Source organism: Thioclava sp. F36-7 (genome assembly GCF_002020075.1).
GTDB lineage: Bacteria > Pseudomonadota > Alphaproteobacteria > Rhodobacterales > Rhodobacteraceae > Thioclava > Thioclava sediminum.
In genome coordinates this window covers 418177-444676 of the sequence record NZ_MPZR01000004.1, presented here as the reverse complement: position 1 = coordinate 444676, position 26500 = coordinate 418177, and the positions used below count along the sequence as shown (strand labels likewise).

Genomic DNA, 26500 nt, shown 5'->3' with positions numbered 1-26500 from the left:
GATATGCTCCGGTCCGCATCGATCATCGACCAAACCGCCCGCATATCTCTTCAGATATCTATCAATGTCAAAGAGCGCGGAGACAAAATCAACCGGCCTCGCCTCAATCTCTTGGGGCGCCGCCTGCCAACCGTATCTCCAAAATTTCCTTCGCCTTCAGTCTCTTGCGATCCCTTCCGGCGCCCCGTTGCGGTGTGTGCCGCTTCGATGAGGCGGTATTTACGGATCACTCCCGGGAGTCGCAAGTGCCTTTTTCGAAAAACTGTCACTTTTCTCGAAAGAACTCACCAACTCACTGAAATCGCTACGCTTTCAACACCACCGCAAATGCACCCAATTCACACCAAACCAGCGCAGGGAAGAATCTTGCGCAAATCACCCACCCCCGCGAAACCTCCTGAGGACCATGCCCCAAGGGCAGCAAACCAAACCAACCGAGTCACCAGCGAAACGAACGGAATCGCACCGCAATCAAGGCGACGAAAACACCAAGCCAGAGCCAACCCTCGCTGGAAATCACCTTCATCTGCCAGAGGTAGTGAATCACGCCGAGCGCCACCGCCGGGTAAACCAGCATGTGAATCCGCCGCCAGTTCTTCCCCAGCTTGCGGATCGAGGCGTTGTTCGACGTCACCGCCAAGGGGATCAGCAGCACAAAAGCCGTGATGCCGAAGAAGAGGTAGGGGCGCTTGATGAGATCCGCCGCGGCTTGTGCCCAGAGCATCCCCATATCCAGCACCACCCAGGCGATCAGGTGCAGCGCCACATAGAAGAAGGCCAGCAAGCCAATCGCGCGGCGATACTTGATCAGGTTAATGCCGAGGAATCGGCGCGCCGGTGTGATGGCCAACCCGCCGATCAGGAACCACAGGGCGATCTTGCCCAGCCGATGCTCGATCGCTTTCACGGGATCGACGCCGATGCCGCCGGTCAGTGTCAGCCAGACCACCCATGCCAGCGGGATCAGCCCCGCCAGATAGACGGCCCAGCTGGGCACACGACGCAGCGCGGTGTTGATCGGGGCGGAGAGGGTTGCGCTGATCATCAGTAATACTTCGCGAGGTCCATGCCCTTGTAGAGCTGCGCGACCTCGTCACCGTAGCCGTTGAACATCAACGTCTCCTGACGGCCGGCAAAGAGGCCCGCACCCACGCGGCGTTCGGTGGCCTGCGACCAGCGTGGGTGATCCACTTTCGGGTTCACATTGGCATAGAAGCCGTATTCGCGCGGCTGAAGCTGGTTCCACGTCGTCGGCGGTTGCTTGTCGGTCAGCGAGATTTTCACGATGCTCTTGATCGACTTGAAGCCGTATTTCCACGGCACGATCAGGCGGACCGGCGCGCCGTTCTGGTTCGGCATCTCTTCGTCATAGAGCCCGGTCGCCAGAATGGTCAGCGGGTTCATCGCCTCGTCGATCCGCAGCCCCTCGACATAGGGCCAGTCGATACCACCCTGTTTCTGCCCCGGCATCTGCTCGGGACGGTAGAGGGTCTGGAAGGCCACGTATTTCGCGGACGGCTGCACGCCCACGCGGTTCAGGAGGCTGGACAACTCGAAGCCGATCCACGGCACGACCATCGACCACGCTTCCACGCAGCGGAAGCGGTATATGCGCTGCTCGAGCGTCACGGGCTTGAGGAAATCGTCGAGCGGATAGGAGCCGGGCTTGTCGACCATACCGTCGATCTCGATCGACCACGGGTCGGTCACCAGCTGATCGGCATATTTCGCCGGGTCGGACTTGTCCCAGCCGAACTCATAGAAGTTGTTGTAGGAGGTGATCTCCTTGAGCGTGTTCGGCTTGGCCTCGGTCGAGAATTTCGAGGGCTTGGCGTCGATGCTGGCAAAGCTGGGCCCGGCAATCGAGCCAAGCGCCATGGCCCCCGCGCCTGCCATGATTTGGCGGCGGTTCAGGAAGTCGGCCTTCGGCGTCACATCGGCCCAGCTCGGATCGTTCGGTCTTATGTTGCGCATGGAATTCTCCTCTCTGCCCCTACATATGGGGCGGTGCCCGTCGCTTACACTTCGGAGCTTACAGCGACATTGTTACCTCTAGGCACGTATAAAAATACGCGCCAGTATCGAGACTGGATCAACGGACGGCGCAAAGTCGTCTGATCGGGAGACAAGGGAGAGAGAGATGAAACGCTTCATCGGCGCCGCACTCGCGGCGGTCATCACAGTGGGGGCGAGCGCGGCAACGGCCGGGGACGCCCATACCTGGACCACCGAAGACACCTTCGACAACGTCACCTTCGCAGTGCAGAACGCAATCATCGGCGCGGGGCTCGTGGTGGATCACGTCAGCCATACCGGTGACATGCTGGAGCGCACGAAAGACGCGGTCGGCAGCACCAAGACGCTGTTCACCGGCGCGGACGTATTCTCCTTCTGCTCGGCGCAGACGTCGCGCGAGGTGATGGAGGCGGATATCACCAACTTCCAGTACTGCCCCTACACGATCTTCGTCTACCAGACGCCCGAGGACACGGATCACGTGACGGTGGGCTTCCGCTCCTATGACGAAGAGTCGATGCAGCCGGTCACCGATATGCTGACCGGGATCGTCAAAGACGCACTGATGCTCGACTGACGGATATATAGCTCGCGTGCGCACCCGCGCGCGCGAGCACAGCAGCTCAGCTCGCGCCGCGCTCGGCCCGGGCCTCCAGCTGGCTCTTGCGCACATGGCGGATCACCTCGACCAGCAGCGCGGTCAGAAGCCCCACATTCAGCAGCCCGTTCGCCGCCGCCATCCCGCCAAGGATGCGCCATTGATGCGAAAGCAGGATGTCGCCGTATCCCAGCGTGGTGAAGCTCACGAGCGAGAAGTAGACGGACTGCTCCATCGTGTTGAACACGCCCAGGATGCGGAAGCAGAACGCCCAGAGCCAGACGCCCGCCGTAACCATCGCCAAGGCCCAGAGGGCGGCGACGACAACCATCAGCATCAGTTTCGGACGGTGCGGCTCACGCAGCATCCACCAATGCAGCCGCGAGAACGTCGCCTCGATCGCCCAGGCGCTGAGCGCGGCGATGCACACAGTCAAAAGCATCATCACCGAACCGATGGCGATCTGAATGATCATGGGCGTTCCTCCTGCCCTAGCTATTTCGCGCCACCGCACGGGCGTCAAGCGTAGCGGTGCCGCACTGGACAGAGCCGCTTGCCTGCCCTATCTCGATGCGACTATGGCAAAGCATTCAGACCCCAATTCCAAGCTGATCGCCGAGAACCGGCAGGCCCGTTATCACTACGCCGTCGAGGACACCCTCGAGGCGGGCATCGTGCTGCAAGGCTCCGAGGTGAAATCGATGCGCGTCGGGCAGACGAACATCGCCGAGAGCTACGCCTCGGTCGAGGATGCCGAATTGTGGCTGATCAACTCCTATATCGCGAGCCTGAACCAAGCCTCGCATTTCGGCCATGAGGAGCGGCGCAAGCGCAAGCTTCTGGTGTCCAAGCGAGAGCTGGCGCGCCTGTGGAACGCCACCCAGCGCGAGGGTATGACCATCGTGCCGCTGAAGATGTACTTCAACGAGAAGGGCATCGCGAAGGTTCTGATCGGGATCGCCAAGGGCAAGAAGCAGGCCGATAAGCGCGAAACAGAGGCGAAACGTGACTGGAACCGCCAGAAACAGCGCCTTCTGAAGCAGAATTACTAGGGGCACGGGGCGGATTTACCCGCCCTGCCCTTGCGTCTTGCGCGCCGCTGAGTCTAAGCAATCCCGACCGGCAAAAGAGGCGCATGACGATGGATGACCCGAAAACGCTCGTATCGACGGATTGGCTTGCTGCCCATCTGAAGGACCCCGACCTGCGCATTCTGGACGCTTCGTGGTTCCTGCCGCAGATGGAGCGGGATGCGAAGGCGACCTATGACGCCAAGCACATCCCCGGTGCGCGCTTCTTCGACATCGACGATATCGCCGACAATCGCTCGGATCTGCCGCACATGGCGCCACCGCCCGAGAAGTTCATCTCTCGCATGCGCGCAATGGGCGTCGGCGACGGCCACCAGGTCGTGATCTACGATCAGCATTCGATCTTCTCCGCGCCGCGCGTCTGGTGGACCTTCCGCCTCATGGGCAAGACGGATGTGGCGGTGCTCGATGGCGGTCTGCCGAAATGGGAGGCCGAGGGCCGCCCGCTCGAAGACATGCCGCCGATGGTGCGCGACCGTCACATGACGGTGCAGCGCCACCCCGGTCTAGTGAAAGACGTCACGCAGGTCGCCCATGCCAGCAAGCTCGGCGATCACGAAATCATCGACGCGCGCCCGAACGAGCGCTTCCTCGGCAACGGCACGGAGCCGCGCCCGGGGCTGCGTTCGGGTCATATCCCCGGCTCGCGCAACCTGCCCTTCGGCGAGCTGCTGACCCCCGAGGGCACCTTCAAATCCCCAGAAGAGATCAAGGCCCTGTTCGAAGCCGCCGGCGTCGACCTGTCGAAGCCCGCGATCACGACCTGCGGCTCCGGTGTCAGCGCCGCGATCCTGTCGCTCGCGCTCGAGCTGATCGGCAAGTCCGACTGGTCGCTCTATGACGGGTCTTGGTCGGAATGGGGCATGTATAACGACCTCAAGGTCGCAACGGGAGAAGCATGATGCTGAACAATCTCAAGCCGCAGGCGCCAGACAAAATCCTTGCGCTGATGGAAGAATACCGCGCCGATGAGCGCGACCAGAAGGTCGATCTCGGCGTCGGCGTCTACAAGAACGCCGAAGGCGAAACCCCGATCATGCGCGCCATCCACAAGGCGGAAAAGCAGGTCTGGGACAATGAGACCACGAAGAAATACGCGGGCCTCGCCGGCCAGCCGGAATTCCACGCGGCGATGGCCGAGATGGTTCTGGGCAAGGGCTACCCGGCCGATCGTCTGGCCTGCCTCTCGACCGTGGGCGGCACCGGCGCCTGCCGCATGGGCTTCGAGCTTGCCCGCATGGCGAACCCCGGCACCAAGATCTGGGTCTCCGATCCGACCTGGCCGAACCACCTCTCGATCCTGAAATTCATGGATCAGGACTTCACAACCTATCGCTATTTCGATGCCGAGACCCGGTCGGTCGATTTCGACGCGATGATGGAAGACCTAAAGGGGGCCGCGGAAGGCGACATCGTGCTGCTGCACGGCTGCTGCCACAACCCGACCGGCGCGAACCTGACGCTCGAGCAGTGGGGCAAGGTTGCGGACCTTCTGAAAGAGACCGGCGCCGTGCCGATGATCGACCTCGCCTACCAGGGCTTTGGGGACGGTCTTGAAGCCGATGCGGCAGGCACCCGCCTGATCGCCGAGCGTCTGCCGGAAGTGCTGATCGCGGCGTCCTGCTCGAAGAACTTCGGCATCTATCGCGAGCGCACCGGCTGCCTGATGGTTCTGGGTTCGGAAGAGACCAAGAAAACCGTTCAGGGCAACCTCGCCTATCTCAACCGCCAGACCTACTCCTTCCCGCCCTATCACGGGCAGGCGCTGGTCACCCGCGTGCTCACCGATCCCGAGCTGCGCGCCGATTGGGAAGCCGAACTGGAAGAGGTTCGCACCGGCATGCTGGAATTGCGTCAGCAACTCGCCGACGAGCTGCGCAAGCTGTCCAACTCCGACCGCTTCGACTTCGTGGCAGAGCACCGCGGCATGTTCTCGCGCCTTGGCGCCACGCCCGAGCAGGTCGCTGCGATGAAGGAAGGCAACGCGATCTATATGGTCGGCGACTCGCGTATCAACATCGCGGGCCTCAACAAAAACAGCGTGCCGCTGCTGGCCCGCGCGCTGATCGACGCTGGCGTCTAAACCATTCCGACAACAAGTGAATTCAGAACGGCGGTCCATTCGGGCCGCCGTTTTTCATGGCGGATTTTTCCGCGTTGCGCCCTTGAAATAATAAGCAGGCTCATAATATAGAGGCTTACTTTAATTTCAACGGAGCCACGGATGCCCGATCAGAGCCTAGGTTTTCTCCTGCATGACGCGACGCGGTTGATCCGCCGTCGCTTCGAGGCACGCGCCAACGAGTTCGGCCTGACGACCGCGCAATGGCGGCTGCTCGTCTACCTCAAGAAGGAGGGCGCGCTGGCGCAGGCCCGGCTGGCCGAGCTGCTCGAAATCGAACCGATTTCGGTCTCGCGCCTCGTCGACCGCATGGAAGAAGCCGACTGGGTCTGCCGCAAACCTGATCCGAACGATCGACGCGTCAAGCTCGTGCATCCCTCGGCCAAGGCGCGCAACGCCTTCGAGAATGCGCGCTCCATCGCGGATGACATCTACGAACAGGCGCTGGCCGGACTGAGCGATGACGAAGTCGCGACCGCACTGAACACCCTGCGGGCGATCATCCGTAACCTCTCCGAAGACACCTCCTCCACGTCAGAGACAAATCATGAGTGACCAGAACCCGACCGCGGACAGCGCGGCAAACCAACCGAAACAGAAACAGAAGAAGGGGCCGAAATTCTGGCTCCTTATTCTCGTGCCCGCCCTCATCGTACTGGGCGGCGCGTGGTACTGGCTGAGCGCCGGTGGCTCGCAAAGCACCGAGAACGCCAACTATCAGATGGCGCGGATTCCCGTGGCCTCGCAAATCTCGGGCCGCGTGACCGAGGTGTTCGTGCATGACAACGAGCACGTAAAAAAAGGCACACCGCTGTTCGAGCTCGACAAGAAGCCCTACGAATTGGCGCTGGCCAAGGCAGAGGCCGCACTGTCGCAGGCCCGCCTGCAGGTCGAACAGCTTCGCGCCTCCTACAAGGCTGCGCTCGCCGACGAGAAACAGGCGGCGGATAACGCGGCTTATCAGGAGAAACAGCTGAACCGTCAGGAAAAGCTGATCAAATCCGGCACCACGACGCAGCAGGCGCTCGACCAGCAGCGCACGGCGACGCAAGCCGCGCAGAACACGCTGGCCGCCGCGAAGCAGAAAGTGGCGTCGGCGAAAGTCGCCCTCGACGGCAATCCCGAGATTCAGGTCGATGAACACCCCTCGGTGAAATCGGCAATCGTGGCGGTCAACGACGCCAAGTACAATCTCTCGCAGACCGAGGTCGATGCGCCCACTGACGGCATCATCTATCAGGCCTCCTCGTTCAAACCGGGCGAGATGGTCGGTGCAGGCGCCAGCCTCTTCACGCTGGTCGATACCAGCGACGTCTGGGTGATCGCGAACTTCAAGGAAACCGCGCTGACCCATATGCAAGAGGGCCAGTCGGCCACCGTCGAATTCGACGCCTTCCCGGATCGCGAATATCACGCGACGGTTGAAGCGGTCGGCGCAGGTACGGGGGCCGAGTTCTCGATCCTTCCGGCGCAGAACGCGACCGGCAACTGGGTGAAAGTAACCCAGCGTGTTCCGGTGCGCCTGCGTCTCGACGAAGGCGCGAACCTCGACGGCCTGCGCGCAGGTCTCTCGGCCAGCGTCACCGTCGATACCGCCTCGCAGCCGCGTTACAAGCGCATCCTCGACAAGGCCAACAGCTCGGCCGCGGTGGCGGGCACGACCCAACAGGGGCAGTAAGTCATGGCCGAGGCCGCAGAGAAACAACCCAAGGGGATCGATCCGCATAACGTGCCGCATCGCGCGCTGATCATGGCGTCGCTGATGCTGGCCGTGATCATGCAGGTGCTCGATACCACCATCGCGAACGTGGCCCTGCCCGACATGCGCGCCGACCTCGGCGCGTCGCGCGATACGATCAACTGGGTGCTGACTTCCTATATCGTGGCCGCGGCCATCGTGACGCCGCTGTCGGGGTGGCTCGCCAACCGTTTCGGGCGGCGCGAGATCTTCATGGTCGCGGTGATCGGCTTCGTCGTCTTCTCGATGCTTTGCGGGATCGCGTGGTCGCTCGACGTGATGGTGATCTTCCGCCTCATGCAGGGCGTGTTCGGCGCGGCCATCGTGCCGCTCGCGCAGAACTTCATGCTCGACATCAACCCGCGCGAGAAGCACGGGCAGGCGATGGCGATGTTCGGTGCCGGCATCATGCTTGGCCCGATCATCGGCCCGACGCTGGGCGGCTATCTGACCGAGGTGATCAACTGGCGCTGGGTGTTCTACATCAACGTGCCGCTCGGGATGATCGCGATCGCGGGCTCCGCCTTCTTCCTGCCCGAGACGCCCAAGAAGAAGATCGGCTTCGACTTCTTCGGCTTCGCGGCGCTGGCGGTGGCCATCGGGTCGTTGCAGATGATGCTCGATCGTGGGTCCGATCTCGACTGGTTCGCCTCGCGCGAGATCTGGATCGAGGCCGCGCTCGCGATCAGCGGGTTCTGGGTCTTCCTCGTGTGGATTTTCAGCGCGAAAAAGCCTTTCCTCGAGCCGAAGATGTTCCTCGACCGCAACCTCTCGATGGGGCTGCTGTTCATCTTCGTGATCGGGATCATCCTGCTCGCCTCGCTGGCACTGCTGCCGCCGATGCTGTCGAACATCTTCAGTTATCCGACGCTGACGACGGGCCTCGTGATGTCACCGCGCGGCGTGGGAGCGATGATCATGATGCTGCTGATCGGGCGATTGGTGAAGGTCATAGACCTGCGCATCCTCGTGGTGGTCGGGCTGTCCTTAACCGCCTATTCGCTGCACATCATGTCGACCTTCTCGCCGCAGATGGGGCCGAAATGGATCATCATCTCGGGCGTGATTCAGGGCTTCGGGTTGGGCTCGGTCTTCGTGCCGATCTCGACGCTGGCCTTCGCCACGCTCGCCCCGGAATATCGCGGCGACGGCACGGCGCTGTTCTCGCTTCTGCGCAATATCGGCTCGTCCATCGGGATCTCGATCGTGACCGCGCTGCTCACCCACAATATCGCGGTGAACCATTCCGAGATCGTCTCTGCGATCAATCCGCAGAACCTGTCGGGCGTGATGAACGGCGCGAGCGGCATGTCGCGGGAGGCGGCCCTGACGGTGCTCAACAACCTCGCGACGCAGCAGGCGGCGATGATCTCTTACGTGGACGATTTCAAGTTCATGATGTGGGTCACGCTGGCGGCCATCCCGCTCGTCTTCTTCCTGCGCAAGCCGGATTACCAGAACAGCGGCGGCGGCCAGAAGCCGCAAGGCGCTCCGGTCACCGAGTAAGCCGACACCAGACGCAATGAAAAAGGCCCGGGATCGCTCCCGGGCCTTTCGCTTTGTCTTGGATGCGGCGCCTTAGTTGACGAACTCCGGATAGGCTTCCATGCCCAGTTCCGCCTTGTCGAGGCCCATCATCTCGTCCTCGGCCGGGGCGCGGATGCCCATGACGGCTTTGAGGATGAACCAGATGATTGCCGAGACCGCGAAGACGAAGATACCGACGATGATGATCGAGACGATCTGACCGTAGAAGGTGCCGTCGGGGTTGGTGATCGGAACAGCCAGCGTGCCCCAGATACCAGCGCCGAGGTGGACCGGGATAGCGCCCACGACGTCGTCGATCTTCAGCTTGTCGAGCATCGGAACCAGCAGGACCACGATGATACCGCCGATCGCGCCGATGATGGTCGCTGCACCGAGGCTCGGGGTCAGCGGCTCAGCCGTGATCGACACGAGGCCAGCCAGAGCGCCGTTGAGAACCATGGTCAGATCCGGCTTCTTGTAGAGGATCTGGGTCAGGATCAGCGCTGCGATCGCGCCACCGGCAGCTGCCGTGTTGGTGTTGGCGAAGATGCGCGAGATATCGGCGACGTTGCCTACGGTGTTCATGTAGAGCTGCGAACCGCCGTTGAAGCCGAACCAGCCGAGCCACAGGATGAAGGTACCGAGCGTGGCGAGCGTCAGGTTCGAACCCGGCATAGCCTGGACCTTGCCGTCCTTATACTTGCCGATACGCGGGCCGAGGATCAGAGCGCCTGCGAGAGCTGCCCAGCCACCGACCGAGTGCACGACGGTCGAACCAGCGAAGTCGAGGAAACCGAAATCGGCGTCCAGGAAGCCGCCGCCCCATTTCCACGAAGCCTGGATCGGGTAGATGAAGCCCGTCAGGATCACGGTGAAGATCAGGAACGGCCACAGCTTGATGCGCTCGGCCAGGGTGCCCGAAACGATCGACGCGGTGGTGGCGCAGAACATCAGCTGGAAGAAGAAGTCCGAACCGACCGAAGCGTAGGTCAGGTCGACCGAATCCGCGCCGACGCCAACGGGCTCGAGCGAGGTGGTCGAGAAGGCACCGAGCACGCCGTTGATCGACCAGCCGTCGCCCGGGTACATCAGGTTGTAGCCGATGAGGTAGTACATGATCGCCGCGATCGCGAAGAGCGCGATGTTCTTGAGCGACTGCATGGTCACGTTCTTCGAACGCACGAGGCCAGCCTCGAGCATCGAGAAGCCCGCGCCCATCCACATCACCAGGAAGCCGGTGACGAGGAACATGAAGGTGTTCAGGATGAAGCCGATCTCATTGGCCGGCGGATCCATCGCCGCGGGCGCGGCGGCATCCTGCGCCAGCGCCGGCAGAGCCACCGCGGTCAGAGCGACCGCAAGGCCGGTGATTTTCGAAAGCTTGTTCATTTTCCTACTTTCCCCCTGTCGCGCCTTAAAGCGCGTCGTCATTGGATTCGCCGGTGCGCACGCGAACCGCCTGCCCGACATCGAGAACGAAGATTTTGCCGTCGCCGATCTTGTCGGTTTTCGCGGCTTTCATGATCGTGTCGACAACCTCGTCGGCGAGGCCGTCCGCGACGACGATCTCCAGCTTGACCTTCGGCACGAAGTTCACGGCGTATTCGGCGCCACGATAGATTTCCGTGTGACCCGACTGGGCACCGAAGCCTTTGATCTCGGTCACCATCATTCCGCGCACGCCGATGGTGGTGAGCGCCTCGCGCACCTCCTCCAGCTTGAACGGCTTGATTGCTGCAATGATGAGTTTCACCTGACATCCCTTCCTTGTTCAGCCCTTTCGATGCCCGCTTGGTGACATCGCACGGTGTTAAAAGGCCCGCTGTGCCCCTTTCGCACAAGGAAACGAGGTTCCGCCCGAGTAGCAGCCTCAGCGGATTCTGGCTCAAATTTGCACAATTTGTGCGCTTTGCCGCTTTTTTAATCACATTGCAAATCTGAAACGTGATTTTTCGCGGGTGCACATCTCGGGTCGGCCCGTGTAGATTGCGCGCAATTAAAACGCAGGCAGCGGAACAGGCAGATGACTCAGAAAGGCGGAGGGCGCGGGCGCCTCGTGGCCGACAAGCGCTATTCCTCGTCGAAGCAGCCTCCCAAGGCATCGAAACCCACCAAGCCGCGCAAGAATGCGCGCCGGGGTGGCGGTAACGGCGGAGGTGGCGGTGGCGGCCGAGGCAAGCCGCCGCGGCGCAACGGGCCGATCACCGGTCTGATCATCGGCCTCGCTCGGTTGATCTGGCGGGTCGTCTGGGGCGTCGGCTGGCGCCTCGCGATGATCGTCGCCCTCGTGGTGGGCGCAGCGACGCTGTATTTCTACTCGACCCTGCCTGACTACACGAAGCTGCTCGACGGCCGCACCCGCGGCTCGGTGACGATGCTCGACGATCAGGGCAAGGTTTTCGCCTGGCGCGGCGAGACCTTCGGCGGCCAGATCGATGCGAAAAACGTCTCGCCCTATCTGCGCGACGCCGTGGTCGCGACCGAAGATCGCCGCTTCTACCACCACTTCGGCATCTCGCCGCGCGGCATCGCCTCGGCGATGGCAATCAACATGCGCGAGGGGCGCGGACCGTTCGACGGCAACGGCGGTTCGACCATCACGCAGCAGACCGCGAAGCTCCTGTGCCTCGGCGTGAAGTTCGACCCGAAGAAATGGAAGAACGAAGCCGCCTATGAGAATGACTGCCGTTCGGGCGGTCTGCGCCGCAAGATCAAGGAAGTGCCCTACGCCTTCGCGCTGGAACTGAAATACTCGAAAGATGAAATCCTTTCGATCTACCTCAACCGCGCCTATCTCGGTGCGGGTGCGCGCGGCTTCGAGGCCGCGTCGGAGCGTTATTTCGGCATCTCGGCGGCCAATGTCGATCCGCAGCAGGCCGCGATGCTGGCCGGTCTTCTGAAAGCCCCTAGCTATTACGCCCCGACTTCGAGCCTCGAGCGTTCGCAGGAACGGGCCGCGACCGTGCTCAGCCTCATGCATGAGCAAAATTACCTGACGGACCGGCAGTATCTCGACGCGAAGAACAACCCCGCCACGCTGAGCCAGGCGGCACAGAAACGCGCGGGCGGCTATTTCGCGGACTGGGTGATGGACACGATCCCGGACTTCCTGTCACGCGACACGACCGAGGATGTGGTCATCAACACAACGCTCGATCAGCGCATCCAGTCGGCGGCCGAAGACGCGATGAAGTCGGTCTACGACAACAAGGTCTCCAAAGGCTCGAAGGCCGAATCCGCGATCGTCGTGATGAGCGCAGATGGCGCCGTGCGCGGCATGGTTGGCGGTCGGGCCACGAAGGTCTCGGGTGCGTTCAACCACGCGACCATGGCGCAGCGGCAGACCGGCTCGACCTTCAAGCCCTTCGTCTACGCGACCGCGCTAGATCTGGGCTACACCCCGGATTCGATGGTGGATGACGCGCCGGTCACGGTGAAGATGCCCGGCTCGCCCGATTGGAGCCCGCGCAACTACGAGCGCAGCTACATGGGGCCGATCACACTGACGACCGCGCTGGAGCATTCGGTGAACGTCGCCACCGTGCGCGTTTCCGAAGCGGTGGGACGCGAGAATGTCATCAAGGTCGCGGAAGGGTTCGGCTTTGCGCAGGACCTGCCGAACCTCCCCTCGGTGGCGCTTGGCGTTGGGGAATCGGACCTGCTCGACATGACAGGGGCCTATGCGGGCATCCTCAATGGCGGCTCTTCGGTGCAGCCCTATGGCCTGACCTCGCTGACGCTGAAAGGCGACGACCAGCCGCTCTTCGGCAAGCCCGGCGGCATCGGCGAGCGCGTGATCTCGAAGAAAGCGGCGCAGGAACTGACCTACATGATGCGTCAGGTGGTGCTGCACGGCACCGGCCGCCGCGCCAACATCGACGGCTACGAGATCGCAGGCAAGACCGGCACCACGCAGAGCGCGCGCGATGCTTGGTTCGTAGGCTTCACCTCGGATTACGTCGTCGGCGTCTGGATGGGCAATGACGACAACACGCCGCTGAAAGGCACGACCGGGGGTGGCCTGCCCGCCGAGATCTTCCACGAGACGATGAAGCGTGTGCTCAACGGTGAAGATCCCAAGCCGCTCCCGATGGCCCATCCGGGCGACTGGCAGGTGCCGGCTCAGCAGTCTCAGGGTCAAAGCCAGAGCGCGGGTCAAGCGCCCGCCCAGCCCCAGCGGCAGCGGCGCGATCCGTCGCAGTCGATCCTCAACGAGTTGCTCAACATCTTCGGCAGCAACTGAGCGACCGACCCGAAACGAAAGAAACGCCCGGACCACTGGCCCGGGCGTTTTCATTTGGTGCGGTGTCTTGCCAGGCCGAAGCCCGCGCCGGTTACCCCGCCCGTTTCAGATCCTCGATCATCGCGTTGATATTGCCGCGCCGACGGTCGAGCATCGCGCCGATCTCGGCCCGTTCGGAGGCGAGCATGTTCACGCCCTCGACGATCAGGTTGAAGAACTTGTCGCTGCCCGAGCGATCCGAGACCTGCCACAGCACCTCGAACGGCGCCTGCCCCGGCAGGGTCGCGAGCGTCTTCACCTCGTAGAAGGTTTTGATCGGGCGGGCGCCCTGAATCTGGAACTTCGCGCCCTGGAACTCACGGAACCGCTTACCGTATTTGCGCGAGAGGTAGCCCTGGAACGCCTTGGTGAAGGCCGCGAGCTGCGCCGGGCTCGCCTGCCGCGCCGCCACGCCCAACGCCGAACGCGCGATGACGTTCACATCCGCATATCGCGCGAAAATCCGTTCGAACATCGCATAGAGCGCGGGCCCGGTGCGCCCCGAGGCGATGGCTGCGTTGACCTCGTTCACCGCTTTCTGGATGAGCGCGCGCGCCTGCGCATCCGTCAGCGCATATGCCGACCCCGGCACCATCGCCGCCACCAGACCCGCCGCGCCGAGGCCCAGAACCTGCCGCCTATTGCGGCAGAAGGTCTTCGTAGGGATCGTAGGCATTCGCATCGGTGGCCTCCTCGCCATTGAGTTCGTAGCGTCGGTTCTGCAGATACAGAAGCCGGCTTTGAGCATAGCTGTCGGCACTGTCGTACAGGATCGAATCGACAGTGGTGCCATACATGTTGCGCTTCGCGACATTGCCGCCGAAGCGTAGCGCCCCTGCGGCGATGCGCTCCTTGTCGGGCAGCGCGCCCAGCGGGTCGATCACGAAATCGACGACCATCCCGACTGTATCACGCGTCGTGGACGGCCCGAAGACCGGCAATTCCTGATAATTACCCTCGCCCACGCCCCAGACATGCAGCGTCTCGCCGAAATCGGTATCCGTCTCGGGCAACGAGAAATCCGTCCCTGCCGGATCGAAAATCCCTCCCAGCCCGATCGTCGAGTTGATGAAGAATCGGAAGGTGTTCTTCACGGCCGGCTCGGGTCGTCCTTGCAGCAGAGAGTTGAGCACCTTCCCCGGAAGGCTGAGATTGCTGCCGACATTGTAGAGCGTTTTCGTCACCGGCCCGGGGCCACTGCCATCGGTCGAATCGGAGCGGAAGAAGGCCGAGTCGAGCTTCTTGTTGAACTCATGCGTCTTGCGATTTGCCGCCTCGTAAGGGTCCTGAATGCCGGTCGCGGGCGGCGCAGGCGCGCAGGCGGCCAACCCCAGCGCAAGCGCCGTCATCATAGCCACCGCAGACCACCGCACACCGATGCGCGCCGAGGCCTTCTGTTCTAATTCCTGCGCCAAAGTCGCTCCCCCCTGCGTTGCGGCTTAGGTCCTGAAATAGATAGGGCGCATCCGGTCTTGCCGCAACGCGAGTCGCTCAGAACTCCGGAGTTCCGGAAGAAATGGATCGAATTGACGGGAAAAGGCGCGGGGAAATTAACGCCCCGTTCAGCGCCCTCGCACCACCCTTGCCTAGCGCGGCGCTCCGATCAGTGCCCGTCATCGCGGGGAGAGCACGATGCCATATTCCAACACCGATCAAGCCATCATCAAACGCAACATCGTCAAAGGACGACGGGAGATGGCCCGGCTGCTGGGCCGGGTACGAAGGCAATTCGTGCTGGTCGCAATATTTGCGGCCTTCATCAATCTGCTCGTTCTCGCGGGGCCGCTGTTCATGCTGCAGGTCTATGACCGCGTGCTGCCCGCGCGGTCCTTGCCGACGCTGATCAACCTGTTTCTGCTGGTGGCCTTTCTCTTCACGATGATGGGCGTCATTGATTGGGCTCGAGGTCGCCTGCTAGCCCGAATCGGGGCGGATCATCAGCGCGGTCTCGAGCGGCGCGTGTTCGACGCCGCCATCATCGACGCCACCATCAACACGCAGGAGCGGTCCTCCAACAACGCCCTGCGCGACCTGGAAATCGTCCAGCGCTATTATGCCTCCCCGGTCGCGGCAGCGGTGTTCGATCTACCCTGGACGCCGCTCTATCTCGGAGTGCTGTTTGTGTTCCACCCGTGGCTCGGCGCTCTGGCCTTCGCCGGAGGGGCCACGTTGATCCTGCTGTCTCTCGCTACGCAATTCGTCACGCGCGGGCGAATGGAAGAGACCACGCAGCTCGAAAACAAAGCCCGGTATCTCGGAAACGATTTTCTCCGCCAGATCGAAACGGTCGTTTCGCTCGGAATGCGCGAAAGCGGCTTCAAACGCTGGCAGGCGGCACGACATGAATCGATGAACAACGCGATTCGGGCCACCGATCTCAGCGGCAGCTTCCATGCCTCGATGCGTGCGCTGCGGATGCTGCTGCAAACCTCGATGCTGGCGCTTGGCGCCTATCTCGTCCTGCAAGGCGAGTTGAGCGCGGGGGCGATGATCGCCGCCTCGATCCTGATGGGTCGATCGCTCGCGCCGGTCGAGCTTGCCGTGGGTGGGTGGACGCAATGGCAGCGCGCCACCGTCGCCCGCGACCGGCTCGCGGCCCTGCTCGGCGCTCACCCGGCCGCGCAAAAGGGCACTGAGTGGGTGAGCCCGAAGGCGCGCCTCGCCGTCGAAGACATCACCGTCCGGCCCGCCAATTCCGACCGAGCGGCGATCGAGATGATCAGCTTCTCGCTCGAACCCGGGGAGGCGCTCGGGGTGATCGGCCCGCTCGGCGCAGGCAAATCCGTTCTCGCGCGCAGCCTGTGCAACTTCGCCCATCCAAGCTCAGGCACGATCCGCCTCAACGAGGTGCCGCTGGATCAATACGGCCGCGACAATTTGGGGCGGCTGATCGGCTACCTTCCGCAATCGGTCACCTTTTTCCCCGGCACCGTGGCCGAGAATATCGCCCGGCTCGACCTCGCGCCCGACATGGACCGGGTCATCGCCGCAGCCGAACGCGCCGGCGCGCATCAGATGATTCTCAAAATGCCCGCGGGCTACGACACGCCGATCGAGTTCGAGGGGGCTTCGCTCTCCGATCGCCAGCGTCAGCTCGTCGCGCTTTCGCGGGCGCTCTATCACGATCCGATCCTCCTCATTCTCGATGAGCCAAACCTCTTACTCAGTGGAGATGGCGGCGCGTGTCTGCACACGATGCTGAGCGATCTGAAGGCGCGCGGCGGCGCGGCGATCGTGATGACCAACAGCCCCGGCGCGCTCGCCGAATGCGAACGCATCCTCGTACTCGATCACGGGGCGCAGCGCGCACTCGGCGCGCGTGACGACGTCCTCAAGCGCATGATCGCCTCGGCCACGAAGGCCCGCGTGGTTCCACGCGCGGACAACGCCGCGTGAGCGACGCCTGCATCCATTCCGGGCAAGGGGGCACCTGCTGCACCCCTTCGCAACATGGCGTCCCGATCAGCTTCGGCCTCGCGGCGATCGTCGCCCTCTTCATCGGATCCGCCCTTTGGCTCACCGTCACGCGGCTCGCCGGATCGATCCAGGCCTCAGGACGGATCGAAGTCGACAGCTCCCGCCATGTGATCGAGCATCCGACCGGCGGGACCATCGAACAGATTTATGTCAAAAGCGGCGATCACGTCACCCGTGGCCAAGTGCTGATGCGCCTTGCCTCGGACGACATCCGGACCGAGCTGGCCATCGTCGAAGCCTCGGATTTCGCCCTGCAGGCGCAGCGCGCGCGGCTGCAAGCCGAACGGGACGGCGCGAACACGGTCCCTTATCCGAGGCAGCTTTTGGAGGCGGCCAAGCTCCGCGCGGATGTCACCGATCTGGTCGAGGGGCAGAATTCCCTGTTCGAAGCCCGCAAACAGTCCTTCGCTCAGCAACGCGCCGAAATGGCGCGGCAGCTGCAGCAAATCCGCGCGCAGCGCGACGGGCTCGATGCGCAGGTCACGGCGCTGGAACGCGAAGAGCGGTTGATCGAAAAGGAACTCGCGCTCCGCGAACGGCTGAAGGATCGCGGCCTCGCCACATCGGCGCAAATCCTCGCCCTCACCCGCGAACAGGTCTCGCTGGAGCGACAACTCGGCGCGTTAAGCGCCCAAAAAACGCAGCTCACGGTGCAAAGCGGCGGCGTGGTGCTCACCGCGTCGCGGCTGCAATGGCAACGCCGGGAGGAAATCGAATCGCAACTCGAATCCAGCAATGCCCGCGCCAACGAGCTCTCTGCCCGCACCACACATCTGCGCCACGAATTGGCGCGGCGCACCCTACGCGCGCCAGTCAGCGGCACGGTGCACGATGTGCGCTTGCGCGGCGCACACGCGGTGCTGCGCCCGGCGGAGATGGCGATGGCAATCGTCGAGACGGGGAGGCCGCTCATCATCAATGCGCAGGTCGATCCGACCAATATCGACGGCGTGGCGGCAGGCCAAACTGCGATCCTCCGCTTTCCGGGACTGTCACGGCGAATCTCGAGCGACGTGACAGGCACGATCACGCGTATCTCCCCGGACACGCTGACCGATCCGGCGACCGGCGCAAGCTATTACAAAGTGCGGATCACCTTCGATATGGGCGAGCTCGACGCGGAGGAACGCAGGCTTCTCGTGCCCGGTATGCCCGCCGAGGTTTTCCTGCAGACCGCGCCGGTCTCTCCGATCCGCTACCTGCTCAGCCCGTTTCTCGATTTCTTCGCACTTGGCGGCGCAGCGGGGTGACCGCCCGCCCCGACGCGGTCACAACCGATCGAGCAAGGCGCGCGTCGGCCAACCATCCGCGGACAGTCCGAACCTCTCTTGCGCGCTCTGGACAGCGTTGCGGGTGTTGGCGCCGAGGATGCCGTCGACCGCACCCACGTCATAGCCCTTTGCGACCAGCTTCTCCTGCAACCGCTTCATCTGCGACACGCTCAGCCCCGGTTCGGGCGCGCCGGGATCGAGGCGCGGCGCCCCTTCGAGGCGCGTGGCGAAATAGGCCGCGCTTGTGACGTAGACGAAGCTCTTGTTCCATTCGAACAGCACGCGGAAATTCGGATAGACGAGAAAGGCTGGCCCCTTGCGCCCCATCGGCAAAAGGAGCGATCCGCGCAGATTGCGCGCAAGCTGCCCCTGCCGCGCACGCACGCCGCGCGCCGCCCATTCGGAGACCGGCAATTCGGTGGTGAGCCCGGTCTGGGACCAATCGAGATTGTTGGGCACAGTCACTTCCTGCATCCACGGCTCGTTCGGGCGCCACCCCAGATCGCGCAGCATCTTCGCCCCCGACATCAGCGCATCGGGCGCCGAGGTCTTCAGGCGCACATGCCCGTCGCCATCGCCATCGACCCCGTTGTGCAGGATGTCCTCGGGCAGCATCTGCACCTGCCCGATTTCCCCGGCCCAGGCACCGGTGGTTCGCTTGGGATCGAAATCGCCGCGCCGGAACAGCTCGCCCGCGGCAATCACCTGCGGGCGGAACAGCTCGGGTCGGCGGCAATCATGGGCCAGCGTCAGCAGCGCATCGCGCGTGTTGAAATCGCCCTGCACCGCGCCGTAATCGGTCTCGAGCGCCCAGAAGGCCAGCAGAACCCCGCGCGAGACGCCGTAGGTCTGCTCCATCCGTTCGAAGGTTTTCGCATAGCGCTTGGCGTTTTTCGCCCCGTTGACCATCCGGTTCTTGCTGATCACCGCGCTCGCGAATTCGAGAAAGGTCTTGCGAAACACCCCCTGCGCCCGGTCCGCCCGCAACACGGCCTGATTCTGCCGCGCACCGGCGAGGAACGCGTCGGCCTGCTGCGCGTTCAATCCAGCCGCCTGCAGATCGCTGCGAATCCCGGACAGGAAACCGGACCAGCTACCGCCGCACTCGGCTTGTGCCAAACCGGGGGAGAGTACGGGCGAGAGAGCGAGGGTCAGGGTGAGCAGAGCTTTACGCATGAGAGCCTCCGGGTTGCGCGGTCACCCTCGACGCTATCTCGCGCGGCCCAGCGCGACAACCCGATGCGGCGGCCATGCAAGCCGTTGCAATTTCAGCACTCTTTGCAGCCGCAGAATCGGATCGTCTGAATGGTTAACTTGCTTTTTACATTGAGGTGATCAGCATGGATCACGGGGAAGCTGTTGGAGGATGTCATGGAATTCCTGCCTAAGGAGGTCCTTGAAGGACTGCGCGCCGCGCAGAAACGCGATGCGGCGAAAAAGGCACGCCTGCGTGTTCTCGCAGGCGGTCAGATCTGGCCGGTGCTGCGCCGGGTGCCGGGTGGCTTCGCGTTGGATGCCGACGAGGTCTCGCATCTACGCGGCCATGTCGATCTCTATGACGGACCCAAGCACGTCGCGACCTGCCTGATCGTGGCCTCGGAAATTCAGGGGAACGAACTGATCTGCACGGTGAAGCGCGAAACGCCCGTCAGCGATCGCGCGGCGCTCGATTTTGCGCAGGAAGGGCCGACGCTATCGGGCTACCTGACGAAGATCTGAGCGAGACCGAGATTTCAAAGGAAAGGGCCGGAAAACCGGCCCTTTTTCATTGCAGATCAGAGAAGGCGGCTTGCAGGCGATCGACCGCCTCGCGCACCCGCGCCCGCGGCGTGGCGAGGTTGAAGCGCAGGAATTTTTCTCCCCCCGCGCCGAAAGTCGCCCCGAAATTCACCGCGATCTTCGCGTCCTTCAAAACACGCGACTTGTATTCCTCGGGCTCCATTCCGGTGCCGGAGAAATCGACCCAAGCGAGATAGGTCGCTTCGAGCGGCATCGAATGCAGCCCCGGAATCTCGGCGACCCCCTGATCGAAAATCCGGCGGTTCTCATCGAGATAGGCGTTCAACTCATCGACCCACGCCGCCCCCTCGGGGCTGTAGGCCGCCGTCGCCATCGCGATGCCGAAACTATTGGGCGAGATCCCCAAGGCCGCCATCCGCGACGCGAATCGGGCGCGCAGATCCGGGTCCGAGATGATCACGTTGCCCGTATGCGTGCCCGCGATGTTGAAGGTCTTCGTGGTGGCCGTCATCATCACCAGCGGCAGATCGGGCGCGGCATTCGCCATCGGAATATGGGTTTCGCCCGGCATCACGATGTCATGGTGAATCTCGTCCGAGACCAGCACCAGCCCGTGGCGCTTCGCGAACACCGCCGTGGCCTCAAGCTCCGCGCGGGTCCAGACGCGCCCGCCGGGATTATGCGGTGAGCAGAGGACGAGCATCTCCTCGGCCCCCGTCATCAGACCGTCCCAGGCGTCGAAATCCATCTCGTAGCGGCCATCGACCAGTTTCAGCGGGCATTCGCGCACCTCGCGCCCGGCCGCGCGGATGACCCGCGCGAAGGCGTGATAGACCGGCGTCATCAGAACGATGGCATCGCCCGGATCGGTATAGGCATCGACGCAAAGCGCCGTGCCGTTGACCAGACCGTGGGTCGTGAAGATCCAGTCCGGCTCGATCTCCCAGCCGTGGCGCTCGCGCATCCACCACTGGATTGCGGCGCGATACTCGTCATCGCCGCCCCAGTACCCATAGATACCCTGACCGACCATGTCCTCGAGCGCGCGCTGCACGCAGGTGGGCGGGCGGAAATCCATGTCCGCGACCCACATCGCGATCCCGTCTTCCGGCGAAACCCCGTAATACTTTTCCATCCCGTCCCATTTCTGCGAATGGGTGCCTACGCGGTCGATGATTTCGTCGAAGTCGGGTTTGCTCATCTGGGCCTCTCATTGGTCGGATCGGGCGCATCTGAGCAAAAGCAAAGCCGGGTTACAAACGGCGTTTTGTCACTGGCACAATCACCGCTGCCATTGCACAGACGCATTGCTTCGCCTAAATCCCTGCCCATGACGCTACGACCGATCCTGATCCATCCCGATCCGCGCCTGAAAAAGGTTTGCGAGCCGGTGCCCGAAGTTAACGACGAGATCCGCAAACTCGCCGATGACATGCTCGCGACCATGTATGACGCGCCCGGCATCGGCTTGGCCGGGCCGCAGGTCGGCGTGATGAAGCGGATCTTCGTGATGGATTGCGTGAAGGACAAGGAAGCGGCCCCCGAGCCGATGGTCCTGATCAATCCCGAGATCAGCTGGACTTCGGAAGAGACCAATGTCTACGAGGAAGGCTGCCTGTCGATCCCGGATCAATATGCCGAGGTGACGCGCCCCTCCGAGGTGCGGATGAAGTGGCTCGGCCTCGACGGGCAAAGCCATGAGGAGCAGTTCGACGCGCTCTGGGCGACCTGCGCGCAGCACGAGTTCGACCACCTCAACGGCAAGCTGTTCATCGACTATCTCGGTCCGATGAAGCGCAAGATGATCACCCGCAAGATGGAGAAGCTCAAGCGCGAGCGCGCCCGTGCGGGCGCCGCCAAGGATCCGATCCTCTGATGGCTTCGCGCGCCTTCATCCCCTATGACGACCGCCGCCTGCATCGCCCCGCCGAGCCGGTCGAGACGATCACTGAGACCGTTCGGATGATCTGGGACGACATGGTCGAGACGATGGACGCGATGCCGGGCGTCGGGCTTGCAGCCCCCCAGATCGGCATCATGATGCGCCTCGCCGTGGTCGATGCATCCGACAAGCGCGGTCAGGCCGTGCGGATGGCGAATCCGGAAGTGCTTCATGCGTCGGTGCAGATGCGCAAGCATGAAGAGGCGTCGCCGAACCTGCCGGGCATCTCCGCCCCGATCAAGCGGCCCCGCGCGGTTACGGTGCGCTTCCTCAATGAAGACGGAGAGATGGAGGACCGCGACTTCGTGGGCCTCTGGGCGACGAGCGTCCAGCACCAGATCGATCACCTCAACGGCAAGATGTATGTCGATCATCTCTCGCCCTTGCGCCGCAAGATGCTGGTGCAGAAGTCGAAGAAACTCGCGAAAGGCTAAGCGATGCGCGTCATCTTCATGGGAACGCCGGAGTTCTCCGTCCCCGTTCTGGAGGCGCTGGCCGGCGCGCATGAGGTTGTCGCCGTCTATAGCCAGCCGCCCCGACCCGCCGGTCGCGGCAAGAAAGAGCGCCCCTCGCCGGTCCATGCCAAGGCTGAGGAACTGGGGATCGAGGTGCGTACCCCGCGGAATTTCAAAGCCCCCGAGGATCGCGACGCCTTTGCCGCGCTGAATGCCGATATCGCGGTCGTGGTCGCCTACGGGCTGATCCTGCCGCAGGCCATTCTGGATGCGCCCGCGAAGGGCTGCCTGAATATCCACGCCTCGCTTTTGCCGCGCTGGCGCGGGGCGGCCCCGATCCACCGGGCGATCATGGCCGGCGACAGCCAGACGGGCATCTGCATCATGCAGATGGAAGCCGGACTCGATACCGGGCCGGTTCTGCTGCGCGAAGCGACCGAGATCGGCGCGACCGAGACCACCGGCGAGCTGCATGATCGGCTGAGCGCGATGGGCGCGCGGCTGATCCTCGACGCGCTGTCGGAGATCGACTCGCTGATCCTGCAGCCGCAGCCCGAGGATGGCGTGACCTATGCCGCGAAGATCGACAAGGCCGAAGCGCAGGTCGACTGGACGCGCCCGGCCGACGAGGTGATCCGGCATATCAACGGGCTCTCGCCCTTCCCGGGTGCCTGGACCGAAATCGCGGGTGAACGGATCAAGCTGCTGCGCGCCGCCCCGGCAGAGGGAAGCGGCGCACCGGGCGAGATCCTCGACGGGTTTACCATCGCCTGCGGCACGGGCGCGCTGGAAATCCTCGAAGCCCAACGCCCGGGCAAGCGTCCGATGTCCGGCGCCGACGTATTGCGCGGCCTGCGCCTGCCTGCACGCCTAGGCTGAGCGCAACAGCCTTCCCAAATCGCGGAAGTTGCGGCAAACTTGTGGAAAAACCACAAGGAGCAGTCGATGACCCCCAATTTGATGGAATTCGCCTGATGGGCGTGCTGTTCGGCTTTCTCGCAACGGCGAGCAGTCGTATCGTCGGGATAGGCTTCGCGCTCGCGGTCTGGCTCATCTCACGGCCCGGTGGCTGGGCCGTGCTCGTGGTGCTGACGCTGCTCGCCTTGCGCGTCTTTCCCGGTAATCAAGTGTGAGTTCAGAAGGTCGAGGCCCAGATGTATTTCCTTAATTCCCTAACCGGCAGCGATATCGTGATGATCGCCGTCGCGGTTCTGTTGATCCTGTCGGTCTTCCTCGGCGTGCGGATCGTGCCGCAATCCGAGAAGCACGTCGTGGAGCGCTTCGGGCGGCTGCGCGCGGTGCTCGGCCCCGGCATCAACTTCATCGTGCCGTTCCTCGACCGAGTGCCGCACAAGATCTCGATCCTCGAGCGTCAGTTGCCCAACGCGATGCAGGACGCGATCACCGCCGACAACGTGCTGGTGAAGGTCGAAACCTCAGTCTTCTACCGGATCACCGAGCCGGAAAAGACCGTCTACCGTATCCGCGATGTCGACGCCGCGATCGCGACGACCGTTGCGGGGATCGTGCGCTCCGAGATCGGGGTGATCGAGCTCGACGAGGTGCAATCGAACCGTGCCCGCCTGATCGAGAAGGTCCGCGAGCAGGTCGCCGTGATGGTCGACGATTGGGGGATCGAGGTGACGCGCGCCGAGATTCTCGACGTCAATCTCGACGAGGCGACCCGCGCCGCGATGCTGCAACAGCTCAACGCCGAGCGCGCGCGCCGGGCGCAGGTGACCGAGGCCGAGGGCAAGAAGCGCGCGGTCGAACTCGCCGCCGAAGCCCAGCTGTTCCAGGCGCAGAAAGAGGCCGAGGCGCGCCGCATCTCGGCCGATGCCGAAGCCTATGCTACGGAAGTCGTCGCGCTGGCGATTGCGAAGAACGGCTTGGAAGCCGCGCAATATCAGGTCGCGCTGAAACAGGTCGATGCGCTGGCTCAGGTGGCCAAGGGCGAAGGCAAGCAGACCGTGATCCTACCTGCAGCAGCCCTCGAGGCCTTCACCGACGCCTTCCAGCTTCTGAGGAAAGCGTGATGGACCTCTGGCAACTTCCGTGGGTCTGGGTTCTGGCCGGTCTGGTGCTGGGCGGAGCCGAGATGATCATCCCCGGCTTCATCTTCCTCGGCTTCTCGATCGGGACGGTGGTCACCGGCGGCCTGATCTGGATCGGCATCGTCGGAAAGTCGGTGCCGATCACGCTGATCACCTTCGCGGTTCTGTCGATCATCGCATGGCTCGCGCTGCGCAAACTGATGGGCGTGCGGCGCGGTCAGGTGAAGCAATGGCATGACGATATCAACGAGAACTGAAGACGTGTGACGAAACCGCTGCCGGCGACTTCCCGCGCATCGCGGGAACTGGAAGCGGCCTATCGATGTTCTCTCGCCAATACAGAGAGATGAAAATCGACAGGAGATCATCATGTCTGACACGCATAATCACGAACGCTCGGGTCTGGGCGGCATCTATTTCGTTCTGGGCGCGGTCGTCGTCGCCCTCGGCATCGTTCTTTGGCTCATGATGTCGCCCGGCGACGAAAGCGCCAGCACTGCGCCCACCGAGAGCGATGCGAGCGCCACCTCGGTCACGATCGAGAACAACGACAACGCAGCCCCGGCGGATTCGTCGAGCGCCGACGCCTCGGGCGATGCGGCAGCCAGCGACAGCGGCAGCACCGACACGAGCGGCGCGTCGGCTGAGGCCACCACGCAAAGCGGCGGCTCGAACTGATCCCGCTTTCGAAGATCACGTGCAAGTGAAGCGGCGTCCTGCGGGGCGCCGTTTCATTTTGCGCCATGCTCCGCCTATCTGATGACGGGAGGAGGAACGCAGGTCAAAGCCTCGCGTTTCCTTTACCGAGGGATCAAAGCGAAGAGGCGAGCAAGAATGGCCAAGGATTCGAACCGACAGAGCAGTATCGGCGGCCTGATACTCACCCTAGTTGCGCTGGTCGCGGCACTGGGTGTCGTGGTCTGGCTCGTTGCCGATACGCCAATCGACGGGGGTGACGACGCCGCCACCGATCCGCCGAGCGAGCAGCAGATGTCCGACCCGAACGCCGCGAAGGTCGACGTGGCGCCCGAATCGAAGACGAGCGGCCCGGCGACAGGCGGCGACGGCCAGTAAGAAATGTTAATCAGCCGCGCAGCTCTTGAAGGATCGCTTCCGCCGCAGCCCGCGGATCGGGCGCGCGGTGAATCGGGCGACCGACGACGATATGGTCGGCCCCTGCGCCCACGGCCGCCGCCGGGGTCGCGATCCGCTTCTGATCGCCAAGATCGGCCCCGGTCGGACGCACGCCCGGCGTCACGATCAGACGGCCCTCCGCCTCGGGCAGCGCGCGGATCATGGCGGCTTCCTGCGGCGAGGCGATCACGCCATCCGCACCCGCCTCAAACGCGCGCCCCGCACGTTCCGCCACGAGATCGCTGATCGCGCCATCCTTGATCAGCGCACCGTTCAGGTCCTCGCGGTCGAGCGAGGTCAGGATCGTCACGGCGAGGATTTTCAGATCGGTGCCCGCCGCGCCTTCCTTGGCGGCCTTCACCACATAGGGGTCGCCATGCACGGTCAGGAAGTCGAGATCGAACTGTGCCAGCCCGCGCACGGCGTTCTCGACCGTCGCGCCGATGTCAAACAGCTTCATGTCGAGGAAGATGCGCTTGCCCTGATCCTGCTTCAGCTCGCTGGCCAGCGCGAGGCCGCCGCCCGTGAGCATCCCCAGACCGATCTTGTAGAAGGACACCGAGTCGCCCAGCTGGTTCGCCAGCACGAGGCCTTCATAGGCGCTCGGCACGTCGAGGGCGACGATGAGACGGTCGTCGGCGGGCAGGGTCATGTCGGTCATCGCTGGGGCGCTCCTTTTCAAGATCGCCCCCTGATGCGGATCAATCACCGCTACGTCAAGCCGTTCGCGGGATCACAGCTCGCCGATGCCACGACGTTGCGCTTCGCGGGTCAGCGCGCGGGCAAGCTGGCGATGCGAAATGTTGGGGCTGGCTTCGACCCGAACGGGCACCCGCAGCGGCTGCGCGATCCCGGGGGTGAAGAATTCGACGACCGCCTCGAAACGGCGTTGCGCGGCGTTGTAAATCAGGCGCGCGATGCGCGTGGCGCTGGCATGATGCATCCTCGGAGCCTCCTGCATGGGTGTCCCTGCGTAAACGCTAAACCTTGCGTTTTGGTTTCCACCTGCGGCGAAATGGTCGCCATAAAGCTCTTGAAGCGGGATGCGCCACA

30 protein-coding genes are annotated in these 26500 nt (G+C 63.3%); 19 read left to right on the top strand and 11 right to left on the bottom strand.

Annotated features, from left to right (window positions below; translation table 11 throughout):
• Nucleotides 1-439: 439 nt before the first annotated feature.
• Together msrQ and msrP are read right to left on the bottom strand one after the other, a co-directional pair.
• On the bottom strand, nt 440-1045 hold the full coding sequence (gene msrQ, locus BMI89_RS10195) for a protein-methionine-sulfoxide reductase heme-binding subunit MsrQ (protein ID WP_078570824.1): 606 nt from the start codon (nt 1043-1045) through the stop codon (nt 440-442).
• The gene (msrP, locus tag BMI89_RS10190; protein WP_078570823.1) at nt 1045-1974 is read right to left on the bottom strand and encodes a protein-methionine-sulfoxide reductase catalytic subunit MsrP; all 930 of its coding nucleotides are present in this window, start codon (nt 1972-1974) and stop codon (nt 1045-1047) included. The genes msrQ and msrP overlap by 1 nt, the downstream gene beginning before the upstream one ends.
• A gap of 166 nt (nt 1975-2140) precedes the next feature.
• Here msrP and BMI89_RS10185 point away from each other — a divergent pair, with 166 nt between their 5' ends.
• Nucleotides 2141-2593 carry a hypothetical protein gene (locus BMI89_RS10185; RefSeq protein WP_078541740.1) on the top strand — a complete coding sequence of 151 codons (453 nt, stop codon included), beginning with the start codon at nt 2141-2143 and terminating at the stop codon, nt 2591-2593.
• Between the two features lie 46 nt (nt 2594-2639).
• On the opposite strand, the gene BMI89_RS10180 is transcribed toward BMI89_RS10185, so the two are convergent.
• A complete protein-coding gene (locus BMI89_RS10180; protein WP_078541739.1) occupies nt 2640-3089 on the bottom strand; it encodes an ion channel in 450 nt (149 codons plus the stop codon).
• Between the two features lie 103 nt (nt 3090-3192).
• Between BMI89_RS10180 and smpB the strand changes: the two genes are divergently transcribed.
• From smpB to BMI89_RS10150, 6 genes are all read left to right on the top strand, one after another.
• Complete coding sequence (gene smpB / locus BMI89_RS10175; protein ID WP_078522393.1) at nt 3193-3666, top strand: SsrA-binding protein SmpB; 474 nt, start codon at nt 3193-3195, stop codon at nt 3664-3666.
• Between the two features lie 83 nt (nt 3667-3749).
• On the top strand, nt 3750-4607 hold the full coding sequence (sseA, locus tag BMI89_RS10170; RefSeq protein ID WP_143593878.1) for a 3-mercaptopyruvate sulfurtransferase: 858 nt from the start codon (nt 3750-3752) through the stop codon (nt 4605-4607).
• On the top strand, nt 4607-5788 hold the full coding sequence (locus BMI89_RS10165) for an amino acid aminotransferase (RefSeq protein ID WP_078570822.1): 1182 nt from the start codon (nt 4607-4609) through the stop codon (nt 5786-5788). Before sseA ends, BMI89_RS10165 begins: the two co-directional genes overlap by 1 nt.
• 141 nt (nt 5789-5929) lie before the next feature.
• On the top strand, nt 5930-6382 hold the full coding sequence (locus BMI89_RS10160) for a MarR family transcriptional regulator (RefSeq protein ID WP_078570821.1): 453 nt from the start codon (nt 5930-5932) through the stop codon (nt 6380-6382).
• Complete coding sequence (locus BMI89_RS10155) at nt 6375-7505, top strand: HlyD family secretion protein (protein ID WP_078570820.1); 1131 nt, start codon at nt 6375-6377, stop codon at nt 7503-7505. Before BMI89_RS10160 ends, BMI89_RS10155 begins: the two co-directional genes overlap by 8 nt.
• 3 nt (nt 7506-7508) lie before the next feature.
• Entirely contained in the window at nt 7509-9071 is a 1563-nt protein-coding gene (locus BMI89_RS10150) for a DHA2 family efflux MFS transporter permease subunit (RefSeq protein WP_078570819.1), read from the top strand.
• 72 nt (nt 9072-9143) lie between these two features.
• On the opposite strand, the gene BMI89_RS10145 is transcribed toward BMI89_RS10150, so the two are convergent.
• Both BMI89_RS10145 and BMI89_RS10140 read right to left on the bottom strand, forming a co-directional pair.
• Entirely contained in the window at nt 9144-10481 is a 1338-nt protein-coding gene (locus BMI89_RS10145; protein WP_143593877.1) for an ammonium transporter, read from the bottom strand.
• A 25-nt stretch (nt 10482-10506) separates the two neighbouring features.
• Nucleotides 10507-10845, bottom strand: coding sequence for a P-II family nitrogen regulator (locus tag BMI89_RS10140; protein WP_078522388.1), 339 nt, complete (start codon nt 10843-10845; stop codon nt 10507-10509).
• Nucleotides 10846-11115: 270 nt separating this feature from the next.
• Here BMI89_RS10140 and BMI89_RS10135 point away from each other — a divergent pair, with 270 nt between their 5' ends.
• Nucleotides 11116-13335, top strand: a complete 2220-nt coding sequence (locus BMI89_RS10135) for a transglycosylase domain-containing protein (RefSeq protein ID WP_078570817.1) — start codon at nt 11116-11118, stop codon at nt 13333-13335.
• Nucleotides 13336-13426: 91 nt separating this feature from the next.
• On the opposite strand, the gene BMI89_RS10130 is transcribed toward BMI89_RS10135, so the two are convergent.
• Together BMI89_RS10130 and BMI89_RS10125 are read right to left on the bottom strand one after the other, a co-directional pair.
• A complete protein-coding gene (locus tag BMI89_RS10130; protein ID WP_078570816.1) occupies nt 13427-14050 on the bottom strand; it encodes an ABC transporter substrate-binding protein in 624 nt (207 codons plus the stop codon).
• Complete coding sequence (locus BMI89_RS10125) at nt 14013-14726, bottom strand: VacJ family lipoprotein (RefSeq protein ID WP_078570848.1); 714 nt, start codon at nt 14724-14726, stop codon at nt 14013-14015. The genes BMI89_RS10130 and BMI89_RS10125 overlap by 38 nt, the downstream gene beginning before the upstream one ends.
• 280 nt (nt 14727-15006) lie before the next feature.
• On the opposite strand from BMI89_RS10125, the gene BMI89_RS10120 reads away from it, so the two are divergent.
• Entirely contained in the window at nt 15007-16770 is a 1764-nt protein-coding gene (locus BMI89_RS10120) for a type I secretion system permease/ATPase (RefSeq protein ID WP_078570815.1), read from the top strand.
• Nucleotides 16767-18101, top strand: coding sequence for an HlyD family type I secretion periplasmic adaptor subunit (locus BMI89_RS10115; RefSeq protein ID WP_078570814.1), 1335 nt, complete (start codon nt 16767-16769; stop codon nt 18099-18101). Before BMI89_RS10120 ends, BMI89_RS10115 begins: the two co-directional genes overlap by 4 nt.
• Nucleotides 18102-18119: 18 nt before the next feature.
• On the opposite strand, the gene BMI89_RS10110 is transcribed toward BMI89_RS10115, so the two are convergent.
• The gene (locus BMI89_RS10110; protein WP_078570813.1) at nt 18120-19298 is read right to left on the bottom strand and encodes a lytic murein transglycosylase; all 1179 of its coding nucleotides are present in this window, start codon (nt 19296-19298) and stop codon (nt 18120-18122) included.
• A gap of 195 nt (nt 19299-19493) precedes the next feature.
• On the opposite strand from BMI89_RS10110, the gene BMI89_RS10105 reads away from it, so the two are divergent.
• On the top strand, nt 19494-19841 hold the full coding sequence (locus tag BMI89_RS10105; protein WP_078570812.1) for a hypothetical protein: 348 nt from the start codon (nt 19494-19496) through the stop codon (nt 19839-19841).
• Between the two features lie 46 nt (nt 19842-19887).
• On the opposite strand, the gene BMI89_RS10100 is transcribed toward BMI89_RS10105, so the two are convergent.
• Nucleotides 19888-21063, bottom strand: coding sequence for a MalY/PatB family protein (locus BMI89_RS10100; protein ID WP_078570811.1), 1176 nt, complete (start codon nt 21061-21063; stop codon nt 19888-19890).
• A 129-nt stretch (nt 21064-21192) separates the two neighbouring features.
• Between BMI89_RS10100 and def (BMI89_RS10095) the strand changes: the two genes are divergently transcribed.
• The 8 genes from def (BMI89_RS10095) (at nt 21193) to BMI89_RS10065 (ending at nt 25387) form a co-directional block, all read left to right on the top strand.
• Nucleotides 21193-21738, top strand: a complete 546-nt coding sequence (gene def / locus BMI89_RS10095; protein WP_075775430.1) for a peptide deformylase — start codon at nt 21193-21195, stop codon at nt 21736-21738.
• The gene (gene def / locus BMI89_RS10090; RefSeq protein WP_078570810.1) at nt 21738-22238 is read left to right on the top strand and encodes a peptide deformylase; all 501 of its coding nucleotides are present in this window, start codon (nt 21738-21740) and stop codon (nt 22236-22238) included. Before def (BMI89_RS10095) ends, def (BMI89_RS10090) begins: the two co-directional genes overlap by 1 nt.
• A gap of 3 nt (nt 22239-22241) precedes the next feature.
• Nucleotides 22242-23138, top strand: a complete 897-nt coding sequence (fmt, locus tag BMI89_RS10085) for a methionyl-tRNA formyltransferase (protein WP_078570809.1) — start codon at nt 22242-22244, stop codon at nt 23136-23138.
• A 95-nt stretch (nt 23139-23233) separates the two neighbouring features.
• Nucleotides 23234-23392 (top strand): hypothetical protein, encoded by a 159-nt coding sequence (locus BMI89_RS20845; protein WP_168175220.1) that lies wholly within the window; start codon nt 23234-23236, stop codon nt 23390-23392.
• A gap of 21 nt (nt 23393-23413) precedes the next feature.
• Nucleotides 23414-24295, top strand: a complete 882-nt coding sequence (locus BMI89_RS10080) for an SPFH domain-containing protein (protein WP_078541726.1) — start codon at nt 23414-23416, stop codon at nt 24293-24295.
• Entirely contained in the window at nt 24295-24570 is a 276-nt protein-coding gene (locus BMI89_RS10075; protein WP_078570808.1) for a hypothetical protein, read from the top strand. Before BMI89_RS10080 ends, BMI89_RS10075 begins: the two co-directional genes overlap by 1 nt.
• 112 nt (nt 24571-24682) lie before the next feature.
• Nucleotides 24683-24991 carry a hypothetical protein gene (locus BMI89_RS10070; RefSeq protein ID WP_078522375.1) on the top strand — a complete coding sequence of 103 codons (309 nt, stop codon included), beginning with the start codon at nt 24683-24685 and terminating at the stop codon, nt 24989-24991.
• 156 nt (nt 24992-25147) lie between these two features.
• A complete protein-coding gene (locus tag BMI89_RS10065; protein ID WP_078541725.1) occupies nt 25148-25387 on the top strand; it encodes a hypothetical protein in 240 nt (79 codons plus the stop codon).
• 10 nt (nt 25388-25397) lie between these two features.
• Here the strand turns inward: BMI89_RS10065 and pyrF are convergent, their stop codons facing one another.
• Together pyrF and BMI89_RS10055 are read right to left on the bottom strand one after the other, a co-directional pair.
• On the bottom strand, nt 25398-26099 hold the full coding sequence (pyrF, locus tag BMI89_RS10060) for an orotidine-5'-phosphate decarboxylase (protein ID WP_078570847.1): 702 nt from the start codon (nt 26097-26099) through the stop codon (nt 25398-25400).
• A gap of 81 nt (nt 26100-26180) precedes the next feature.
• Nucleotides 26181-26390 carry a hypothetical protein gene (locus BMI89_RS10055; protein WP_078570807.1) on the bottom strand — a complete coding sequence of 70 codons (210 nt, stop codon included), beginning with the start codon at nt 26388-26390 and terminating at the stop codon, nt 26181-26183.
• Nucleotides 26391-26500: the final 110 nt, after the last annotated feature.